15 protein-coding genes and 1 tRNA gene are annotated in these 19,685 nt (G+C 68.0%); 5 read left to right on the top strand and 11 right to left on the bottom strand.

Annotation, left to right across the window (positions count from 1 at the left end; translation table 11 throughout):
• Positions 1–31: 31 nt before the first annotated feature.
• From ACI3KT_RS08220 to ACI3KT_RS08210, 3 genes are read right to left on the bottom strand one after another with little or no spacing between them, the layout of a single operon-like run.
• Positions 32–1,339, bottom strand: coding sequence for an ABC transporter substrate-binding protein (locus tag ACI3KT_RS08220; protein ID WP_292910160.1), 1,308 nt, complete (start codon positions 1,337–1,339; stop codon positions 32–34).
• A gap of 48 nt (positions 1,340–1,387) precedes the next feature.
• A complete protein-coding gene (locus ACI3KT_RS08215) occupies positions 1,388–2,245 on the bottom strand; it encodes a carbohydrate ABC transporter permease (RefSeq protein WP_292910162.1) in 858 nt (285 codons plus the stop codon).
• Complete coding sequence (locus ACI3KT_RS08210) at positions 2,245–3,177, bottom strand: carbohydrate ABC transporter permease (protein ID WP_292910164.1); 933 nt, start codon at positions 3,175–3,177, stop codon at positions 2,245–2,247. The genes ACI3KT_RS08215 and ACI3KT_RS08210 overlap by 1 nt, the downstream gene beginning before the upstream one ends.
• 217 nt (positions 3,178–3,394) lie before the next feature.
• Between ACI3KT_RS08210 and ACI3KT_RS08205 the strand changes: the two genes are divergently transcribed.
• Together ACI3KT_RS08205 and ACI3KT_RS08200 are read left to right on the top strand one after the other, a co-directional pair.
• Entirely contained in the window at positions 3,395–4,198 is an 804-nt protein-coding gene (locus ACI3KT_RS08205; protein WP_292910166.1) for an IclR family transcriptional regulator, read from the top strand.
• A gap of 92 nt (positions 4,199–4,290) precedes the next feature.
• A complete protein-coding gene (locus ACI3KT_RS08200) occupies positions 4,291–5,451 on the top strand; it encodes a mandelate racemase/muconate lactonizing enzyme family protein (protein ID WP_292910167.1) in 1,161 nt (386 codons plus the stop codon).
• 58 nt (positions 5,452–5,509) lie between these two features.
• Here ACI3KT_RS08200 and ACI3KT_RS08195 read toward each other — a convergent pair whose 3' ends face one another.
• Positions 5,510–9,526, bottom strand: a complete 4,017-nt coding sequence (locus tag ACI3KT_RS08195; RefSeq protein WP_404903550.1) for a hypothetical protein — start codon at positions 9,524–9,526, stop codon at positions 5,510–5,512.
• A gap of 103 nt (positions 9,527–9,629) precedes the next feature.
• Here ACI3KT_RS08195 and ACI3KT_RS08190 point away from each other — a divergent pair, with 103 nt between their 5' ends.
• The 3 genes from ACI3KT_RS08190 to ACI3KT_RS08180 are packed head-to-tail and all read left to right on the top strand — an operon-like array spanning position 9,630 to position 12,885.
• On the top strand, positions 9,630–10,616 hold the full coding sequence (locus ACI3KT_RS08190; protein WP_404903548.1) for an acetylxylan esterase: 987 nt from the start codon (positions 9,630–9,632) through the stop codon (positions 10,614–10,616).
• A 44-nt stretch (positions 10,617–10,660) separates the two neighbouring features.
• Positions 10,661–11,389: a response regulator transcription factor gene (locus ACI3KT_RS08185; RefSeq protein WP_292910173.1), complete on the top strand. Its 729-nt coding sequence runs from the start codon at positions 10,661–10,663 to the stop codon at positions 11,387–11,389.
• A 47-nt stretch (positions 11,390–11,436) separates the two neighbouring features.
• Positions 11,437–12,885: a sensor histidine kinase gene (locus tag ACI3KT_RS08180; protein WP_404903546.1), complete on the top strand. Its 1,449-nt coding sequence runs from the start codon at positions 11,437–11,439 to the stop codon at positions 12,883–12,885.
• Between the two features lie 122 nt (positions 12,886–13,007).
• Here the strand turns inward: ACI3KT_RS08180 and ACI3KT_RS08175 are convergent, their stop codons facing one another.
• The 7 genes from ACI3KT_RS08175 to ACI3KT_RS08145 form a co-directional block, all read right to left on the bottom strand.
• Positions 13,008–13,835 (bottom strand): hypothetical protein, encoded by an 828-nt coding sequence (locus ACI3KT_RS08175; protein WP_404903544.1) that lies wholly within the window; start codon positions 13,833–13,835, stop codon positions 13,008–13,010.
• 222 nt (positions 13,836–14,057) lie between these two features.
• On the bottom strand, positions 14,058–15,611 hold the full coding sequence (locus tag ACI3KT_RS08170) for an FAD-dependent oxidoreductase (RefSeq protein ID WP_404903542.1): 1,554 nt from the start codon (positions 15,609–15,611) through the stop codon (positions 14,058–14,060).
• A 20-nt stretch (positions 15,612–15,631) separates the two neighbouring features.
• Complete coding sequence (locus ACI3KT_RS08165; RefSeq protein ID WP_307298147.1) at positions 15,632–16,492, bottom strand: FAD:protein FMN transferase; 861 nt, start codon at positions 16,490–16,492, stop codon at positions 15,632–15,634.
• 14 nt (positions 16,493–16,506) lie between these two features.
• The gene (locus ACI3KT_RS08160) at positions 16,507–16,971 is read right to left on the bottom strand and encodes an FMN-binding protein (protein WP_307298149.1); all 465 of its coding nucleotides are present in this window, start codon (positions 16,969–16,971) and stop codon (positions 16,507–16,509) included.
• A gap of 95 nt (positions 16,972–17,066) precedes the next feature.
• Entirely contained in the window at positions 17,067–18,101 is a 1,035-nt protein-coding gene (locus ACI3KT_RS08155) for a ribose-phosphate diphosphokinase (RefSeq protein WP_307298151.1), read from the bottom strand.
• A 6-nt stretch (positions 18,102–18,107) separates the two neighbouring features.
• Positions 18,108–19,538, bottom strand: a complete 1,431-nt coding sequence (glmU, locus tag ACI3KT_RS08150; protein ID WP_404903540.1) for a bifunctional UDP-N-acetylglucosamine diphosphorylase/glucosamine-1-phosphate N-acetyltransferase GlmU — start codon at positions 19,536–19,538, stop codon at positions 18,108–18,110.
• Position 19,539: 1 nt separating this feature from the next.
• Positions 19,540–19,611 (bottom strand) — tRNA-Gln (locus ACI3KT_RS08145).
• Positions 19,612–19,685 lie beyond the last annotated feature (74 nt).

Genomic DNA, 19,685 nt, shown 5'->3' with positions numbered 1-19,685 from the left:
TATCCGGCGCGGCATTCGTGTGCGGAGATGCTCAGGTGTTCGAGTCGAGCAGCCCCTGCACCTCCTTCTTGAGAGCGTTGAGACCGGTCTGCACGTCCACCTGGCCGGCGAGGATGGTCGCGACCCCGCCGCCGATCGCGGTGTCGATCTGGGCGGTCACCGCGACACGGTCCCACGCCGCGCCCCGCGCGTGCTCCGAGACCTCGGTGCGGAAGGCGACCTGGAACTTGTCGGCGGCGAGAGCCGGGATCTTGTCGGCAACGCTCTTGGCTGCGGGCGCCACCGCGGAGCGCTCGTACAGTGCGGTCGCCGCCTCGACGTTGGTCGCCGCGTAGGTGATGAACTCACGGCTCGTGAGCTCGCCCTCACCGGCACTGGCGAACAAACCGCCTCCCCATGCCCGGTTGAACGACTTCTTCTTGCCGGAGGTGGGCCTCGAGATCGCGCCGATGTTGTCGACGATGTTCTGGGCCGCCCCGTTGGTCTTCACGAAGGTCGAGGCGAGCGGTGCGTCGTCGTAGAGGGCCGCCCGTCCGCTGGCGAACAGGATGCGGGCGTCGCTGCGGGCGACGTTCGTCTGCGTCAGCCCGTCGTCCTGCAGGGACTTGTACCAGGTGATCGCCTCGACGCTCTCGGCGTCGCCGATCGTGCAGGTGAAGTCATCTGTGACGACCTCGCTGCCGAACCCCCACATCCAGTGCACGGCGTCCTTGAGGTCGGGGTTCTTCGTGACCGCCGCATACGGGATGAGCGAGGAATCCTGGGACTTGATCTTCTCCAGCGCGGTCGCGAACTGCTCGACCGACATGCCCGACTTGATTCCCACGCTCTTGGCGATCTCGCCGTTCGTGATGAGGCCGATGCCGGCGGCGGTGAGCGGCAGCACGAGGAGCTTGCCGTCCATCGTGTAGGAATCGAGCACGCCCTGCGGGATGCCGAGCCCCTCCGCCAACTCCGAGAGGTCGGCGAGCACGTTCATCGGGGTGAGCACCTGCCAGCCACCGGACTGCCCGACACCGAGGAGCTTGCCGGAGCGGCCGGTCAGGGCCAGCTGCGTCGCGGCCTGATCGTAGGGGTAGATCACCGGCGCCACGGTCACGCCGGCCTTCTTCGAGAAGCCGTCGAGGATGCCCTGCCAAGCGGGCTTCAGCGCCTCCTCGCCGAGCGAGTTGCCGTAGAAGTTGATGGTCTTGGCCTTGGTCGCGGCGTTCTCCGCCGTACCGGGCGGAGTCGCGACCGGCGTGGCGCAGCCCGCGAGGGTGAGGGCGCCGAGCGCGACCAGCGCAGTGCTGCCGCCGAGAAAGGCGCGACGACTCAGCTGCGTGTGGGAGATGTTCATGGGCACTGCTCCTTCGTGGATGGGATCGGGTTATTCGAGGACATTCCGCTACCCCTTGACGGCGCCGGCTGCGAGGCCGGAGACGAAATAGCGCTGGAGGAGGACGAAGATGATGACGAGCGGCAGCGATGTGATGAGGGATGCCGCCATGAGAGCCGGCCAGTCGGCCGTGCCCTCGCGGATGAACGCCTGGGTGAGGCCTGCCGGCAGCGTCTGCTTGTCGGGTCCGGCGAGCGTGAGCGCGAAGAGGAGGTCGCTCCAGCCGCGCATGAACGCGAACATCGCGGCCGTGATGAGCCCGGGCACCACGAGGGGGAACACGATGCGGAACATGGTGGCCGTCCGGGAGAGCCCGTCGACCTTCGCCGCCTCGAGGATGTCGTCGGGGAGGCCGTCCATGATCCCCTTGAGGAGGAACACCGTGAGCGGCAGCGTGAAGGTCGTGAACGAGATGATCAGCGCGGTGTACGTGTAGAGCAGGCCGGCGGAACTCAGCATCAGGTACAGCGAGATCAGCAGCAGCGCACCGGGGATGAGCTGTCCGATCAGGAACATGAACATGATCGCGTTGCGGCCGCGGTAGCGGAACTTCGACAGCGAGTAGGCCATGAGCCCGCCGACGAGGACCGCGAGGAGTGCCGTGCCGCTCGAGACGATGATGCTGTTGCCGAGGTTCTTCAGGAGCGCGTCGTTCTGGAAGAAGCCGACGAAGTTCTCGATCGTGGGGTTCACGGGGAAGAACGGCCGGTCCTGCGAGAAGACGTCCTCCTTCCTCGTGAACGCCGTGGCGGTGAGCCAGTACACGGGGAGCAGGCCGAAGAGGGCGAGCAGGAGGAGGGCGATGCGCCCCGGGATGGACAGGCGAGGGCGGATGATCGACTCGCCGATGTCGCGGCTGCGCAGCATCACTTCTCCAGTCGTCGGTTGAGGAGCAGGTAACCGCTCGAGATGATCGCGAGCAGGACGAGCCAGAGCGCGCCCATCGCGGAGGCCTTGCCGAGCTCGTAGCTGCCGAAGGCCAGGTGGTAGAGGCTGACCGCGAGCGTCGTGGTCGAGTCGCCGGGGCCGCCGCCGGTCATGACGAAGATCGTGTCGAAGTTGCCGAAGTTGTAGATGAACTCGAGCACCGCGACGAGTGCGACCGGGCCGGCGATGTGCGGCAGCGAGATGTAGCGGAAACGCTGTGCTCTCGTCGCGCCGTCGATCGTGGCCGCCTCGATCTGCTCACCGGGCAGGGTCTGGAGCACGGCGAGTGCGACGACCATGATCCAGGGGAAGGAGTGCCAGGTCTTCGCGATGATGACGGCGGCCATCGCCCCGGTCGGATTTCCCAGCATGCTGATCTCAGGAAGCCCGAAGACCGCGAACACGTGGTTCACGACGCCGTAGCTGTCGTTGAAGATCCACGCCCAGAGGAAGGAGACGACCACGCCGGGGAGCAGCCACGGCAGCATTAACGCTCCCCGCAGGATATTGCGCCCGCGCATGCGCGAGTTGAGCAGCATCGCGAGGGCCACGCCGAGCACGAGGGGGAAGACCGTGGAGAGCGAGGCGAACACGAGGGTGGTCCCCAGTCTCGCCACGAACTCGTCCCAGATGGCCGCATAGTTGTCGAAGCCGACGAAAGTGCGCTCTGGTCGCAGCAGCGACTGGTCGTACAGACTCGTGCCGATGCTCGACACGAGCGGGAAGATCGCGATCACGAGGAACAACAGGACCGCGGGAAGTGCGATCATGAAGCCGAAGGTGCGGTCCTTGGCGCCCAGCGTTGAGCGTCGCCCGGAGCGCGGCTCGACCTGCTCGCGACTCGCGGGCCGCTCGAGGGTGGCTTGTGGCATTGGATTCACTTTCCGAGTAGGGGCGACCCCGTTCGGGGCCCTGCACATCGTCGTCGCAGTCGTCGACGATGACGTGGGGCCAGTTAACCACAATGCGGATTCGAAATCCATAAAATGCATAACGCACCCACATTTGTCTTGCCTGGTGCAACGACTCTCATTAGGATGACTGGCAACGGCGTTGCAGATGCGGCGCCGGCATGGAGGAGGACTCACGATGGCATCGGAATCGGTGGGCGGCACACAGACGGTCGAACGGGCGATGTCGCTGCTCGCATGCTTCACCGAGGAGTCCGGTGAGCTCAGGGTCTCCGAACTCTGCACTCTGACCGGTCTCGGACAGTCGACGGTGTCGCGCATGATGTCTGCTCTCGACCGGATGCGGTTCGTCGTGCAGGACGGACGGACGGGTCTCTACCGGCTCGGCCCCGCAGCCGTCTCGCTCGGCACGATCGCCCTCAACGGCTCTCCCGTCTTCCGCGCGTCGAGGCAGATCGCGCAGAATCTCGCCCGACGCATCGAGATCGGCGTGAACGTCGCCGAGCTCAGCGGGTTCACCTTCACCTATCTCTGCAACTTCGAAGGCGCGCTGGCGCCGAAGTCGTTCGCGATGGCCGGCCGCACCGGCCCGCTTCACGCCACCGGCCTCGGCAAGGCGCTCCTGTCGGGGATGCCGGATGACAAGGTCGACGCGTACTTCGAGCACTCCCCTCAGCGATTCACCCCGCACACGATCGTCGACCGCGAGAGCATGCGTGTCGCGCTCGACGAGACGCGCAGTCGCGGCTACGCGACCGAGATCGAAGAACTCGCGTTCGGCCGGGCCTGCATCGCCGCGCCGATCCACGACCGGGCCGGAGACATCGTCGCCGCGCTCTCCGCGAGCGGTCCCCTGTCGGTTCTCGACCTGCACGCCCCTCATCAGGAGCTCGCCCTGCAGCTCATCGAGGCGGCCGACGAGATCTCCGTCGCCCTCGGCTACAGCCCCTCCCGCTCGGCGACGGCGTTCGCCGCCCTCTGACCTGCGACACCGCATCGACTGCGGCGCCCTGACCCCTCGCCGAGGCACCCCGCCGTCGGCTTCTTCCCTCACGACTGTCTTCGGAGACCCCTGTGAAAATCGCGCGCGTGCAGACCTTCCCGCTCTTCCTGTCGAGGGAGGTTGCCGATGACTCCTACGCGGGTGACACGGGCGTGGCGCATCGCGGCTACGTCGTCCGACGACCGTGGCGGAGCCTGTACTCCCCCGGCTACGAGACCCTCCTGGTGAAGATCGAGACCGACGACGGCCTCATCGGCTGGGGAGAAGCACTGGCCCCGGTCGCACCGGAGGTCGCCGCCGCGATCGTTGACCGCCTTCTCACGCCGCTCATCATCGGCGAGGATCCCCGCTCGGTCCGGACGCTGTGGCATCGGATGACGGAGTCGATGCGCGAGCGCGGCCACCTCACCGGTCATCAGGCCGATGCCATGGCAGCGGTCGACATCGCCCTGTGGGATCTCTGGGGGCACGCGACCGGTCTCTCCGTCTCGGAGCTCGCCGGCGGGCGCTTCGCCGAGGTGCTGCCCACGTACATCTCCGGCATCCGCGGGTCCGACGACGCGGACAAGGCCGACAAGGCCGCCGAGATGGTCGAAGCCGGCGTGCGGCGGATCAAACTGCACCTCGGAACCGACATCCGCACGGATCTCGCCACCTACGACGCCATCCGCGCCGTGCATCCCGACCTCGATGTCGCATTGGACGCTCACTGGACCTACCGCCTCGGCGAGGCGAAAGCGCTCGGACGCGAACTCGACGACCGTCGGGCGTGGTTCTTCGAGGCGCCGCTGGCGCCCGAGGACGTCGAGGGCCACCGCGACCTCGCCGCCTCGCTCGCCACTCCCATCGCGATCGGCGAGGCGATGCGCAGCCGGTTCGAGTTCACCGACTGGCTCACTCGGCGCGCCGTGGGGCTCACGCAGCCCGACATCGGACGCACCGGTATCACCGAGGGTCTCGCGATCGCCGCCGTCGCCGATGCGTTCCACGCTCAGGTCGCACCGCACCACTCGGCGGCCTTCGGCATCGCGATGGCCGCGGGAGTGCATGTGGCGGCGAGCGCGACCTCTCTGCTCGCCTTCGAATACCAGCCGTTCACGCTGCCGGTGGCGAACCTCATCCTCACCACTCCGCTCGAAGTCCAGCCCGACGGCGGGTTCGTCGTCCCCACAGGACCCGGACTCGGCGTGACCGTCGACGAGGACGCCGTCCAGCAGTACGTGCGGCGCTGAACGCCTGCAGGAACCGCCGAGAGGGGGCGGACCGGTTCACGCCGGTCCGCCCCCTCTGTCAGTCCCCGGTGCGGACGAACTGGGCGGCGCTGACCCTGTGGATGCTCGTGTTGCGGACTTCCAGCCGCACCACCCCGACCGCGCCGGCGTCGTATCGGAACGTGCCGAGCGCACGCCAGGCACCCGCGCCTTGGGTCTGGTCCACGATGACCTCGCTGCTGCCGCTCTGATGCTCGACGACGTAGGCCGCCGACGTGGTCGTCGTCGGGTTGGTCGGATACCAGACCGAGACACGGTAGAGCCCGGCCTGCGGCAGCTCGACGTTCCACGTCACAGTGCTGCCGACCGAATCGGTGTCGCTGTAGCGCGTGCGGGTCCCGTTCCACCCGGACAGACCGCTCGGGTACCAATGGCCTGTCTCGAGGTATCCCGGCCACGGCGACTGCGTGTGCGCGATGATGCCCTCGTCGGCGACCCGGACCAGCACACCCTTGCGCAGCGTCTGGTCGAGCCGGGCCTCGAATCTCGTCGTCGACCCCGGCGCGATCGTCGATCCCGCCGTCACCGTCCACGTGTGGGTGACGTCGGAACGCGGAGGCACGACGACCACCGCATCCCGCTGACCGATCGTCCATCCCGTGGCGCCGTAGAGACCCAGCGTCCCCTGCAGCGGTGTCACACCGGTGTTGATCACCAATGCGGTCAGCTTCACGACCGCTCCAGGGCCACTCGCGATCTCGGTGTCGCTGGTCAGCGAGACGAGTCGGCGGCTGTCGATCACCTCGACGGTGGCCGGACGCAGGGCGAGCGCGGCAGCCCCCGGTCGTGACAGCGTCGCCGACACCGCGACCTCGCCGGGAGCCGCCGCCGATCCGATGACCACCGCCGACTCCACACGTGTGGTCCCGTGTGCAGGAACCGTCACCGGCGGCACTGTGCCCTCGAGCTGCCAGCCGCCGGGCGGCGTCAGCGCCACGGTGCCCGAGACCGGGTGACCGGTGCCGTTGCGCACCTCGATGATCAGGGGAACCCTGTCCCCCGCCGTTCCTGTGGCCTGGGCCACCACGTCTCCAGACACCTCGGCGCCGACGCCGGCGATGCGCCCCGGCAGCTGCAGGGTGACCTCGTCCGTGGTGGCGCCTCCCGAGGTGACCGTGTAGCGGAAGGTCTTGCGTGGATCGTCGACCCCGATCGTCCACTCGTAGGGATACTCCTTGAGCGGGGCCTGCTGCGCGGCCTGTCCGCCGATCCTGTACGTGAGCGTCGCCGCCTGCTCGGTATCGATCTGGACATAGGCGTCGTAGCCCTCGCCGCCCGGGCGCACGAGCAGCATTCCGCGGACGAGCCCGTAGTCGGTTCCCGGCGCCGAGTCGAATTCGTGGAAGCTGTCGACGCCGTGGTCCACGACGTCATCGAAAGGCAGGCTGGGGCGCTCCACAGTCACGTTCCGCACCACCAGGGCGAGCAGTCCGTGCCCGGGCACGCTGACGGAGACCCTGCCGTGCGACGCCGTCGCAGAAGAGCGGATGCCGTCGGCCGTCACCACCTCGACCACCGGAGAAGCGGAGCGGGCCACTCCCGTGAGGTCGCCGACGAGATCGACGACGACCTGCTGCACGCCCGCCGAGGAGTTGGTGAGGCTGACGTAGAGCGCGTCGTCGCTCGCCCCCGCGATCCAGTTGATCAACGGGTTGTCGAGCGAGATGAGTCCGTCGGGGAAATAGGGCCACACGCCCGCCTCTCCGAAGAATGTGCCGGGTGCGTGCCCGTAGGCGAAGAACTTGAAGTAGGCGAAGTCCGCCTCGAAGACGTGCGGGAAGTCGATGCGCCCCCCGCTGCGGTAATAGCTCTCGCTGATCAGGTAGTCCATCGCCAGACCGAGCTGCGCCGGAGCATGGTGGAAGTAGTAGCCGGTGATGCCGACGGGGCCGCTCGTCGCGAAGTCGGGTTTCATGTGGGCCACCTGGAACTGCCGGCCGTAGTAGCCGGGATAGGTCGTGAACCGCCCGATCACCATGTTGTGCGCGACGTCTGCCAGCAGCGTGTCCCCCGTGTGGTGCGCCAGCCTGAGCAGGGCACCCGCCCAGCACGGGTTGAACACGTATCCACCACCGGGATCGGTCAATGAGCTGACCCCGAGCTTGAACGACGACAGCGCCTCGAAGGTGAGCCCGGATGGCGAGACGTACCACGCGGGGACGGTCTCGGTGGGGACCGAGGTCGTGGGATAGGCGGGCAGCGACGAGCGCGACTCCCAGTCGTACTGCTGTTCTATGACATGTCCCACCGGCACCGTCACGGTCTGATCCGGCACCGGCCGCACTGCCGTCTGGGTGATGAAGCGCTGGGCCTCGCGGTACGCACCGTCCAGGAACTCGGGATCTCCCGTGACCTCGAACAGCTCGAGGAGATCGACCCAGTACTTCGAGAAGCTGTAGGCGAAGCCGCCGGGCGGCTGGCCGTTGCTGCGGTAGGGGGTGAGGATCTGCTCCTGCACGTACCGCTTGCCGATGAGCGTCGCCTCCGCCAGGAACGCCGGATCCCCGGTCGCGCGGTAGGTGGCGAGTGCGGTCGAGAACGGCGCGCGGCTCTGTCCGACGACACCGGACTTGGTGGCCTGCACCGCCAGGCGCTGGATGCCGGCGTTGCGGCCGTGCGTGAGCTGATAGAGCGCCGTCAGGTTCACGGCATCCGTGGGGATCCTTCCGATCCGGTACTGGGTCGTGTCGTTGTAGACAGGGCTGCCGATGATCGGCGAATGCCCGATCCCCTTCCGCGACACCTGGTACTCGATGAGCGGACGGGCTCGGCGAGCGTACAGCGTGCTGTCGGGGGTTCCTGTGAGGTAGTGAGCGGAGAGCACGACGCCGCTCGCCGCCGCTCTGACGGCATCCTCGTTCTCCACGTCGACGAACCCCTTGGCGCGGTTCCACCAGCCGGAGTACGACGGGATGTAGTCGATCGCGTCGTCGCCGTCGGGCTCGACGGCGATGAGCGCCGCCATGGCGTGGACGGCATCCGTCAGCGATCGCTCGTAGACGTTGCTCCGATACGCCACCAGACCGTACTCCGTCCGGCACAGGTCTGCGTAGGTCGCGTACAGCGTGTCGGCGCGCACGGCGATGCCGAAGGCGAAGCCGCGCTGCGCCCCTGCAGCCATCGCCGTGCGCAATCCCGGCTGCGGGGAGTACATGCACGGCACCACGTCGAGGCTGTCGTTGCGCAGGCTCATGCCGTACGGCTGCCGGTCCGCCATGAGCTGCCGCTCGTGCACGAACTCCGCCACTTCCGAGGGCAGGTAGACGCCCGACGTGACCGGGATGCCGCCGACGGCGTACTGGGTCAGCGCCATCGGCGCGAACAGCTCCCACGCGCCGAGCGGCGCGGAGCCGTCGAGCACGGACAGCGCGTGCTGGTACGAGCCGCAGAGCACCTCGTCGACATCGTCGAGCGACCTGGTGTCCTGGCTCTGGTATCCGACGATGTAGTCGCCGGCGTTCTTCGCCGTGAGCACGTAGTGAGCCTCGGGGTGCGCCCCCTCCAGACGCCAGCGCACGACCAGTTCCACGTCGTCGGTGCTCGTGCGCAGCTCGATCGCCTGAGGGCCCAGCACCTGGTAGGAGGTGAAGCCCAGCCAGCTCGGCGTCAACGGACCGTAGAGCTCCGGCGCGCTCCCGGACGGCAGCGTACCCGCCAGCACCACCCACTGCTCGTCGAATCGGTGCGCCGTGTCGGTCACCGGCAGCCAGCCTCCGCCGTGTGCGACTTCGAGGTCGCGCACGATCGTCTCGCCGCCATCCCACGTCGCTCGGAAGAACGTCATCCGATGACCCGACCCGGTGAGCTGCGCGATCTGCGACACCGACAGATTCGGCATGCTCAATCGGCGCAGCGCATCGGGGTAGGCGCCGGACGAGGTCGTCGGCTCCATCGGCATGATCGATGCCGAGGCCGCAGAGTCGTACCCGCCCAGCACGGGTGGGAGCACCCCCGCGATCACGAGCATGCGCAGCACTGACCGGCGGCTCCATTGCAGCGGGCGGTCCTCTTCTTCGGAGTTCGGCGTTGAATCCATGATGCACATATTGCAATGAGTATGCGATCATGTCAATGGGCCCTCATGCACGATCATGGATGCCGACGACCATCACGCCACAGATCCGGTGAGGAGCCGCACGGTGATCCAGGACCACCCCGAGGAGATGACCGAGTACTCCCTGTCGGCCCTGCTCGCGCCGACGGACGGTCCTGAGGAGCCTTCGGACTTCGACGAGTTCTGGCAGTCGAGCTTCGAGGAGCTCGGCACCGGACCCATCGCATGGAGAACTCTCGGCGAACTAGCGCCGACGCCGTCGCATCGCGTGACAGAGATCCGGTTCTCTTCGTCGGCCGACGAGGATGCCGTGGCCTACGTCATGATTCCGCACACCTCAGGCGCCGTTCGTCGCGGACTCGTCGTCGGTCACGGATACGGAGGCCGCAGCGGACCCGACCTCGAACTGGTCCCCTCCGACACCGCCGCGATCTTCCCGTGCGCACCGGGCACCCATGCCCGCACGCCCAGCCGCTTCCCCTCCGCACCGTCAGAGCACGTGCTCGCAGGCATCGCACATCGCGACACCTACTCGCACCGCTTCGCGGTCGCGGACATCTGGCGTGCAGCGACGGTTCTGCTCGACATGGCCCCCGCAGCTGCGGCAGCTCTCGACTTCCACGGCAGCAGCTTCGGAGGCGGGATCGGAGCGATGGCGCTCCCGTGGGACTCAAGATTCCGTCGCGCGTGCCTGGACGTACCGAGCTTCGGTCATCACGCGGTCCGCCTGAGCAGGCGGTGCACGGGCAGCGGCGAGGCAGTCCGGCAGCACCTTCTGCGCCACCCCGACGCACGTCCCGTGCTCGACAGCTTCGATGCGGCGACGGCAGCACGACGTCTTCGCCTGCCGGTGCTCGTCGGGGCGGCGGTGCTCGATCCCGCGGTCGACCCCCGCGGACAGTTCGCGGTCTACCACGCTCTTGCCGGCCCGCGGCGGCTTCATGTGCGGGCGAACGGGCACCTCGAGGGTCCGATCGGCGAGCTGTCCGATCGCCTCGCGCTGCAGGCTGCGATCGACTTCCTCGCTCTGCCCGCGGACCGGGTGGAACCGAAGCTCCCAGACAACGCATAGGGCTCTCCATAGGAATCCCATAGGAGATTCCGCAGAATAACTCTATGAGCACCGTGCACCCCGAACTGCGCCGCCCCGACGGCTCCCCGCTGCGCATCCTCGCCGTCGACGACGAGCAGATGCTGACCGACCTGCTCGCCATGGCGCTGCGGATGGAGGGCTGGGAGGTGCGCACCGCATCCTCGGGCCTGGAAGCCCTTCAGGTCGCGCGCGAGTTCGAGCCCGACGCACTGGTGCTCGACATCATGATGCCCGACCTCGACGGCTTGTCGGTGCTGAAGCGCCTGCGCGAGTCGGGGAGCCTCGTGCCCGTGCTCTTCCTGACCGCGAAGGACGCAGTGGGCGACCGAGTCGCCGGCCTCACCGCGGGCGGCGACGACTACGTCACCAAGCCCTTCAGTCTGGAGGAGGTCATCGCACGCTTGCGCGCGATCATCCGCCGCACCGGGCACGCCACCGCCGACGACGGCCAGTCGATCCTGCGCGTCGCCGATCTCTCCCTCAACGAAGACAGCCACGAAGTGGTCCGCGACGGCACCGAGATCGAGCTCACAGCCACCGAGTTCGAGCTGCTGCGCTACCTGATGCGCAACGAGCGCCGTGTGCTCTCCAAGGCGCAGATCCTCGACCGGGTGTGGAGCTACGACTTCGGCGGCAAGTCGTCGGTCGTCGAGCTCTACATCTCCTACCTGCGCAAGAAGATCGACGCGGGGCGCACGCCCCTGCTTCACACCGTGCGCGGCGTGGGCTACATGATCAAGGCTCCACAGTGAGCTCCACGAGGATGACGCGCCGGCCGCTGACACTCCAGGCAAGGCTGATGACCGCGGTCATCGGCTTCGTGTCGCTCATCCTCGTGATCGTCGCCGTCATCACCTCGGCGACCCTCGGAAACACCCTGGAGCAGCAGCTCGAGCAGAAGCTCAAGGGATATGCGGCGAGCATCACGCTGCAGTGGGTCGGCCGCACCGCTCCCGAACTCGCCACCATCGACTACGTGCTCAACGGCAAGAACCCGGGAGTGCCCGGCCTTCTGCTCGCGGTGTCCAGCGCGGAAGCGGGAACGAGCGGTGTCGTCTTCGATCGATCGCAGAACGAGCTGAACGGCGCCTCCGAGACGCTGACCTCTGCACAGCTCACGCAGATCGACGAAGCGCTTCATGGTGAGGCGTATGCGACGGTGACGATCGATGATCTTGGTTCTTATCGTGTCGTGGCGACCAGTACGCCTACAGGCGTCGTCGTGGTGACGGGTCTCCCCCGCGGCGACATCCAGAACCAGCTCGCCACTCTGCTCACCGTCATCGTGCTCGCGACGCTCGGCGGCCTCATCCTGCTCGCCCTCACCACCGCGATCACTATCCGCGTCGGTCTGCGCCCGCTGCGCGCCGTCGCGGCGACGGCGACTCGCGTCGCCAACCAGCCCCTGGACCGGGGCGAGGTCGAGATCACCGAACGCGTCCCGGCATCCGAAGCCGACCCTCGCACCGAGACCGGCCTGGTCGGCGCGGCGCTGAACAAGCTCCTCGATCACGTGAACACATCGCTGTCCGCTCGTCAGCGCAACGAAGAGCGCATGCGCCAGTTCGTCGCCGACGCGAGCCACGAGCTGCGGACTCCGCTCGCGTCGATCCGCGGATACTCCGAGCTGTCGCTGCGTGCGCTCAGCCAGCAGCAGGGTCCCGCGGCGATCGAGGGGACGACCACTTCGCTCGAGCGCATCCAGGCGCAATCCCTGCGGATGACCAGGCTCGTCGAGGATCTGCTCCTGCTGGCCCGACTCGATGAGGGACGCGAACTCGTCTACGGCACGGTGGATCTCGCTCAGCTCGCCCTCGAGGGATTGTCGGATGCTCGGCCGACGGCCCCTGAGCACCGGTGGAACATCGACGTGCCCGACGAGCCGGTCGTCGTGGTCGGCGACACCGGCCGTCTGCATCAGGTCGTCACAAATCTGCTCGCGAACGCGCGGACGCATACCCCTGCGGGCACGGAGATCACGCTGAGCGTGACGCGCGAGGGCGACGAGGCGGTTCTTCGAGTGCATGACGACGGGCCCGGCATCGATCCGGCGGTGCGTGAGGAGCTCTTCGCGCGGTTCGCCCGCGGCGACAGCTCGCGCGCCCGGCAGACCGGCGGAACCGGTCTGGGCCTCGCGATCGCCAAGGCGATCGTGGAAGGTCACCACGGCCGCATCGAGGTCTCCAGCGTCCCTGGCGACACCACGTTCTCGGTGCACCTGCCCCTGAGCCCGGTCCTGGGCGCCTGAGCGTTCGGGGCTTCGCGTATCCGGGCACGTCTGCAGGATCCAGACACGCGCGCAGGAGCATCGACCGCGCTGTCGTTCTGCAAACGTGCCCGGGTCCTGCGAACGTGCCGCGTCTGCACCTGTCACGCCTGGGCCCTGACTACCGCTCCGATGACCGCGGACTCGACGACTGACCACTCCTCGACGAGCATCCTGTAGGAGATTCGCAGCGTCTCGTAACCGAGACCGGATGCCAGAGCATCCCGTCTCAGATCGCGATGCCAGGCTTCCCGGCCGCTGTGCGACTCCGCACCGTCGATCTCGAGGATGAGTCGTCCGCCGATCACGAAGTCCACGCGTCCGACCCCGGGGATCTCGACTTGGCTCTCCAGGCGGATGCCGAATGGATGCAGTCGCAGCCGCAGCAGGGATTCAGCCCCGCTTCCCGCATCCGTCCGAGCCAGATCCACGAGCCAGCGCGCGCTGACCGGCATCCGCGAGCGTACGCGTGCTCTGCCGGACGCGTTCAGCTGCCGAGATGCGAGTGCCGACTCCAGTGAGGTGAAGAACGCTTCCTCCCCCTGGCACATGTGCAGATGGACCAGAGCATCTTCCACATCTGCGAGACCCAGCGTGGTGCGACCGCTGAAGAAGTGCCCGACGCAGGAACAGCGGTCATGGTGCACCCTTCCGTGGGTGCCCAGCCACACGTGCGGCGAGCGATCGCTCTGCAGCACCCAGATGCCATGCCGCCGCAGCGCAGCCGAACATGTGAGGGCTCCGCCATGTCCCGCCGCTGTGACGATCCACGGGTCCGCGGAAGGCGAGGCGAACACCCCGTTCCTGATGCGACGGATCTCGCCGGCGATGACGGCATCCGCCAGCATCCGCCGGCTCAGACCGAACTCGTGCAACAGCCTTCCTCGCGCCACGCCGCCGAGCTGAGTGAGCAGGATCTGGGTCTTCGACATCCGTCGATCGTGCTCCATCGCAGCCGCGCCCCGGTCGCGAAAACCGTCGATGTGGACAACTTCCGCGACGCCCGGCGATGTGCAGAAGGAGTCGAGGAACGTTTGCAGGACCGGCGCACGCACGCAGGATCAGACGACGTCTTCTCTCCTGCACGCGTGCCCAGGTCCTGCAGACGTACCCACGCCTCCCGACGAACCGAACGCGGAAGGCCCGCGCGCGGCTCAGTACCCGGCGAACGCGTCGGTCGTGAGGTTGTGCGCCTTCTGCAGGGCCGGGGCGAGATCGGCGATCAGCCGCGGCGGGCCGGAGATGAACGCGTGGCGGGATGCGAGGTCTGCCACGTGCTTCTCCAGAGCCACGGCGTCCAGCCGCGCGCCCTGCGCCCAGGTCCAGTGTGCGGGCAGGTCCGCGGGCTCTTCGCGGGTGAAGACCACGACGCGGGCGCCGGTCGCGGCGAGCTCATCGCGGAACGCGAGCTCGGCGGGGTCGGACGCCACGTACACGAGCACGACGTCGCGCTTCTCCCCCGTCACCTGCAGCTGCCGGAGCTGGGACACGAACGGCGTCACCCCGATGCCGGCCGCCACCATCAGGGCGGGAACATCGCCCTTCGGCAGCAGGAAGTCGCCCCAGGTGCCGGTCACCGCGAGCGTGGCGCCCGGCTGGGCTGCGGCGAGTGCGCGCTTGTAGCTCGACGGATGCCTCTGGTCGCCGTCCTTGTATGCGATCCGCAGCGTCGGAAGGTCACCGGGCGCCGAGACGATGCTGAACTCGCGGCGCGTTCCGCGGGCGTCCGGGCGACGGTGCGGGACGTCGAGCTCGAGATACTGGCCAGGAAGGAACCGCAGTCGGCTCTTGGTGCGGAACGTGAGTTCCTGCACGGTGGGCGTGATGAACGCGCGCTTCTCGAGCGTGAGGCGCACCGATCCGCGCACCGCGAACGCGAAGGCCAGCAGGTTGCCGATCAGCAGCGCGCGCTCCTGCCCGAGCGTGAAACCTGCGACGAAGATCGGCCATCCGGCGAGCACGCCGACCAGGGCAGCCACCGAGAACTGCTGCCAGCGCCGTGGGGGCAGCGTCAGCGGCTCCGAGAGCATGAACGCGCCGAGGAAGAAGTACGGCGACTGCAGCACTGCGAACGACAACGCCTGGCCGGCGTCGAAGGGCAGACCGCCCTGGGTGAGCTGCACGTACTGGCGCAGCAGGGAGACCGCGATCGCGATGACGAGGAACACCAGCACGAGCCGCACCTTCTCGGTGCGCCACAGCACGAGCAGTCCGAGGATCACGACCGGTACGAACAGCGCGGGGGTGCCGACCCACCACGACGAGGTCGTGCCGAGACCTGTGATCGTGACGACGGCGGCGCCGAACGCCGCGGGGTTCAGGATGTGCCGTCCGCGCCACGCGATCACGTACTTCGAGACGCTGGCCAGGGCTCCGGCCAGGGCGAGCCCGCCGAGGGCCTCGGGAGCGAGGTCGGATGCCGGCGCGAGGACGAACAGCAGGATCAGCGCGGTGACCAGTGACGACTCGATGCGCCATGGCAGATGAAGCAGCCGCTGCACGGCGGCGTCGACTGCGGAGATCACCACGGCGAGGACGACGAAGGAGACGAGGATCTCGAACGGCTGCGGCGCGACCAGCCCCGCGAACGAGAGCAGCTCGGCGAACAGAGCCAGCGCGAGGAGCGAGAACAGCACCAGGCGGTACATCGACAGCGCGCCCAGGAGCGCGAGGACCCGCTGCCTGACAGCGGTGAATGCGGTGATCACGACGTCCACTCTTCCTTATCTCACGACACTCGGGGGCGGGCGAGGAACAGTTCCCCTGGCCAGCCTTCCGAGCGTTCGACCTTGCCGTCCGTGCTCATCCGCACCCAGTCGACGCCCCAGTCGGCGGCAAGCTCCGGTCCGCCCTCGAAGAACAGCGCGGTGGCGACGGCATCCGCCCTCATCGCCTCGGCATCGAGAGCCCAGGTCGCCGCCCAGGTGCGCACCGGCTGCCCCGTGCGGGCATCGAGCACGTGGTGCAGCCCGTCGCCCCACGCTCGGCGGTTGGTCGCCGAGCCGCACAGTGCGCCGTTCTGCAACTCCACGACGCCGATCGCCTTGGTGGCGTCGAAGGGGTGCTCGAGGGCCGTGCGCACGGCCGCACCGCGCACGCGCATGTCGCCGCCCGCGTCGACCACGAGATCACCCGAGACGCCGTCGAGAGCGGCGAAGACGAGATCGACCAGTCGTCCCTTGCCGAGGGCGCCCACGTCGATCAGAGCCGGAGCGGATGCCGTCGCCCTTTGTGCGCTCCACGAGATCACCTCGGACCAGTCATCCCGTGCCGCCACGGCCGCGCCCGAGGTCAGCGTGTACGCCGCGTCGTATCCCAGTGCCTCGAGGCTCGCGCCCACGAGCGGGTTCACCGCACCCCCGGTGGCGCCGGAGAGGGCCCGGTAGGCGTCGAGCATGGGGGCGGCATCCGCCGACTCCAGCACTCCGCCTGCCGTCGCCAGCCGTGACACGGCCGAGTCGGCACGGAACCGCGACCAGTCGCGGTCGAAGCGCTCGATCAGATCGCTGACGGCAGCGCGATCGCCGCTGTCGAGGTCGCCCTCGATCTCCCACCGGGTGCCGATCGCGTCGAAACGCCAGATCGTCATGGCAGGTCAGGCGCCTAGGAGGCGGCCTGCTCCTTGATCGATTCGACTGCGGCGTTGAAACCGCCGCTGGTCAGCGACGAGCCAGAGACACGGCTCACCTTCAGGTCGTCGAGAGCGACGCCGACGACCTCATCCGCGATGCCGCCGATGAACTTCGACTGGTACTGCTCGGTCTCGGGAGCCTGCGGGTCCCCGGTGACCTCGACCTCTTTCACGACGCCGTCGGCGATCGTGAGCGTCACCGTGACCGACTCGACGGTCTCGGGCGTCTGGTACGAGCCGTCTGCGGTGTATGTGCCGTCTGCGTAGGTCGCCGCGCCCGCGTTGGAGTCCGTGCTGGTCGACGGGGAGTCGGTGCCGGTGCCCTTGTCGGTCTCCGCATCGGCGGCGGACGAGCAGCCGGCGAGGACGAAGAGTCCGGCCACGCCCACGAGCGCTGAGACCTTGCGTACGGACTGGGGAACGTTCGTGCGGATCATGCTGGCCCTCCCGGTTGGGTGCGTCGACGAGCTGTCGATGCATTCAACGGTATGCATCGGTCCTATGCGCGGGCTGTGCCGCGGCGATGAGACGCCTAGGCGTCTCCGCCGAACATGCTGGTCACCGAGCCGTCTTCGAACACCTCGTGGATCGCGCGTGCCAGCAGGGGCGCGATGGGGAGGATCGTGAGCTTGTCCCAGCGACGCGACTCGGTGAGCGGGATGGTGTCGGTGATGACGACCTCGTCGATCGAAGCGTCCTGCAGGCGGTCGGACGCCGGGTCGCTGAAGATCGCGTGGGTCGCCGCGACGATGACGCGATGCGCACCGGCCGACTTGAGGGCCTGTGCGGCCTTCACGATCGTGCCGCCGGTGTCGATCATGTCGTCGACCAGGAGGCAGGTGCGGCCCTCGACGGTTCCGACGATCTCGTGCACCGAGACCTGGTTGGCGACCTTCGGGTCGCGGCGCTTGTGGATGATCGCGAGCGGAGCGCCGAGGCTGTCCGACCAGGTGTCGGCCACACGCACTCGGCCCATGTCGGGCGAGACGACCGTGAGGATCTCGCGGTCCTCCTTCGACAGCGTGCGCTGGAAGTAGTCGAGCAGCACGGGCTTGGCGAACAGGTGGTCGACGGGCCCGTCGAAGAAGCCCTGGATCTGCGCAGCATGCAGGTCGACGCTCATGACGCGGTCGGCGCCTGCGGTCTTGAGCAGGTCGGCGACCAGGCGCGCGCTGATGGGCTCGCGGCCACGGCCCTTCTTGTCCTGGCGCGAGTAGGGGTAATACGGTGCGACGACGGTGATGCGCTTGGCCGAGGCGCGCTTGGCCGCATCGATCATGATGAGCGTCTCCATGAGCCACTCGTTCACGGGCTCGCCGAACGTCTGGATGAGGAAGAGGTCGCAGCCGCGGATCGAGACCTCGAAACGGGCGTAGATCTCGCCTGACGCGAAGGTGCGGTGCTCGACGGGGGCGATCTCGGTGCCGAGATCCGCTGCGACGGCGGCGGTCAGCCCGGGGTGCGAACGTCCGCCGGCGATGACGAGTCGCTTCTTCGTCTTGGCGACGAGCCCTGGGGCGATGTCGTTATCGCGGTCCAGATCGACAGTCTTCTTCTTGCGCGCCATTTCCGCCTATTCCGCCGATCGCTCTCGGGCTGCAGCATCCGCCGCACCCGTGCCTGCCCTGTTCTTCTCGACCCAGCCCTCGATGTTGCGCTGAGGCGCGACGCTCATGGCAAGCGCACCGGCCGGGACGTCTTTTCGGACGGCGGCACCGGCGCCTGTCTTCGCGCCAGCACCCAGCCTAACGGGAGCGACCAGGGTCGTGTGCGATCCGGTGTGCACCTCGTCCTCGATGACGGTGCGGTGCTTGTTCACATCGTCGTAGTTGGCGGTGATCGTGCTCGCCCCGAGGTTCACGCCGCGACCGATCGTCGCATCTCCCACGTAGGACAGGTGCGGGACCTTGCTTCCCTCGCCGATCTCGGCGTTCTTCGTCTCGACGTAGGCGCCGATCTTGCCCTTGGCGCCGAGGATCGTGCCTGGGCGCAGGAACGAGAAGGGGCCCACCGTCGCCTGCGCACCGATCACGGCGAGCGTCGCGTCGGTGCGGCGGACGGTCGCGTCCTCCCCCACTTCGCAGTCCACGAGGGTGGTGTCCGGCCCGATGATCGCGCCCGCGGCGATCGTGGTGGCGCGCAGGATCTGCGTGTTGGGGAGGATCGTCACGTCGGATGCGAGCGTGGCATCGTCGTCGATCCAGGTGGTGTCGGGGTCGACGATCGTGACGCCCTCGAGCTGCCAGCGGCGCACGATCCGGGAATTCAGCAGCCGGCCGACGAGGGCCAGCTGAGCGCGGTCGTTGACGCCGTAGGTGACCGTGACGTCGGAGACGACGGATGCCGCGACCCGGTCGCCGTCGCGACGCAGCAGACCGGGAACATCGGTGAGATACATCTCGCCCTGCGCGTTGTCGACGCCGATCTCGGGGAGGTAGCGGCGCAGGGTCTCCGAGCGGAACACGTACATCCCGGCGTTGATCTCGCGGACGGCAGCCTCGTCGGCGCTCGCATCCTTCTGCTCGACGATGCGGTCCACGCCGCCGTCGGCGTCGCGGATGACCCGGCCGTAGCCCGTGGGGTCGTCCACCACGGCCGTCATCAGGGTCGCTGGCGCTCCTGCGGCTCGGTGTTCGTCGAGGAACGCTGCGAGGGTGTCGGCGTCCGCCAGCGGGCAGTCTCCCGAGAGCACGAGCACGTCGCCGTCGAAGTCGTCGGGCAGCGCGTCGATCGCGACCTGGACGGCGCGTCCGGTGCCGGGGATCTCGTCCTGATCGACGAACACGGCATCCGGGTAGTCCTCGGCGAGCGCGGCGACGACCTGGTCGCGCTCGTGCCGGACGACGACCTCGATGTGGTCGGCGGCGAGCCGCACGGCGGTGGTGAGAACGTGACCGACGAGGGGACGCCCGCCGATCGGATGCAGGACCTTCGGCAGGCGCGACTTCATGCGCGTGCCTTGGCCTGCGGCGAGGATGATGATCGCGAGCTTGTTCCCAGTCATGCTCCGCCGCCAGGACTCGAACCTAGACCTAACAGCTCCAAAGGCTGTCGTGCTGCCATTACACCACGGCGGACCGGACACCCCGAATGGCTTGGTGAGCCCGTCGAAGAGTCTGCCCCTCAAGTCTGCCATGTCCTCCTGGGTGCG

Source organism: Microbacterium sp. ZW T6_19 (genome assembly GCF_044987465.1).
GTDB lineage: Bacteria > Actinomycetota > Actinomycetes > Actinomycetales > Microbacteriaceae > Microbacterium > Microbacterium natoriense_A.
Note: the sequence above shows the minus strand (reverse complement) of the source record. Positions and strands in the feature narration are given on the sequence as shown.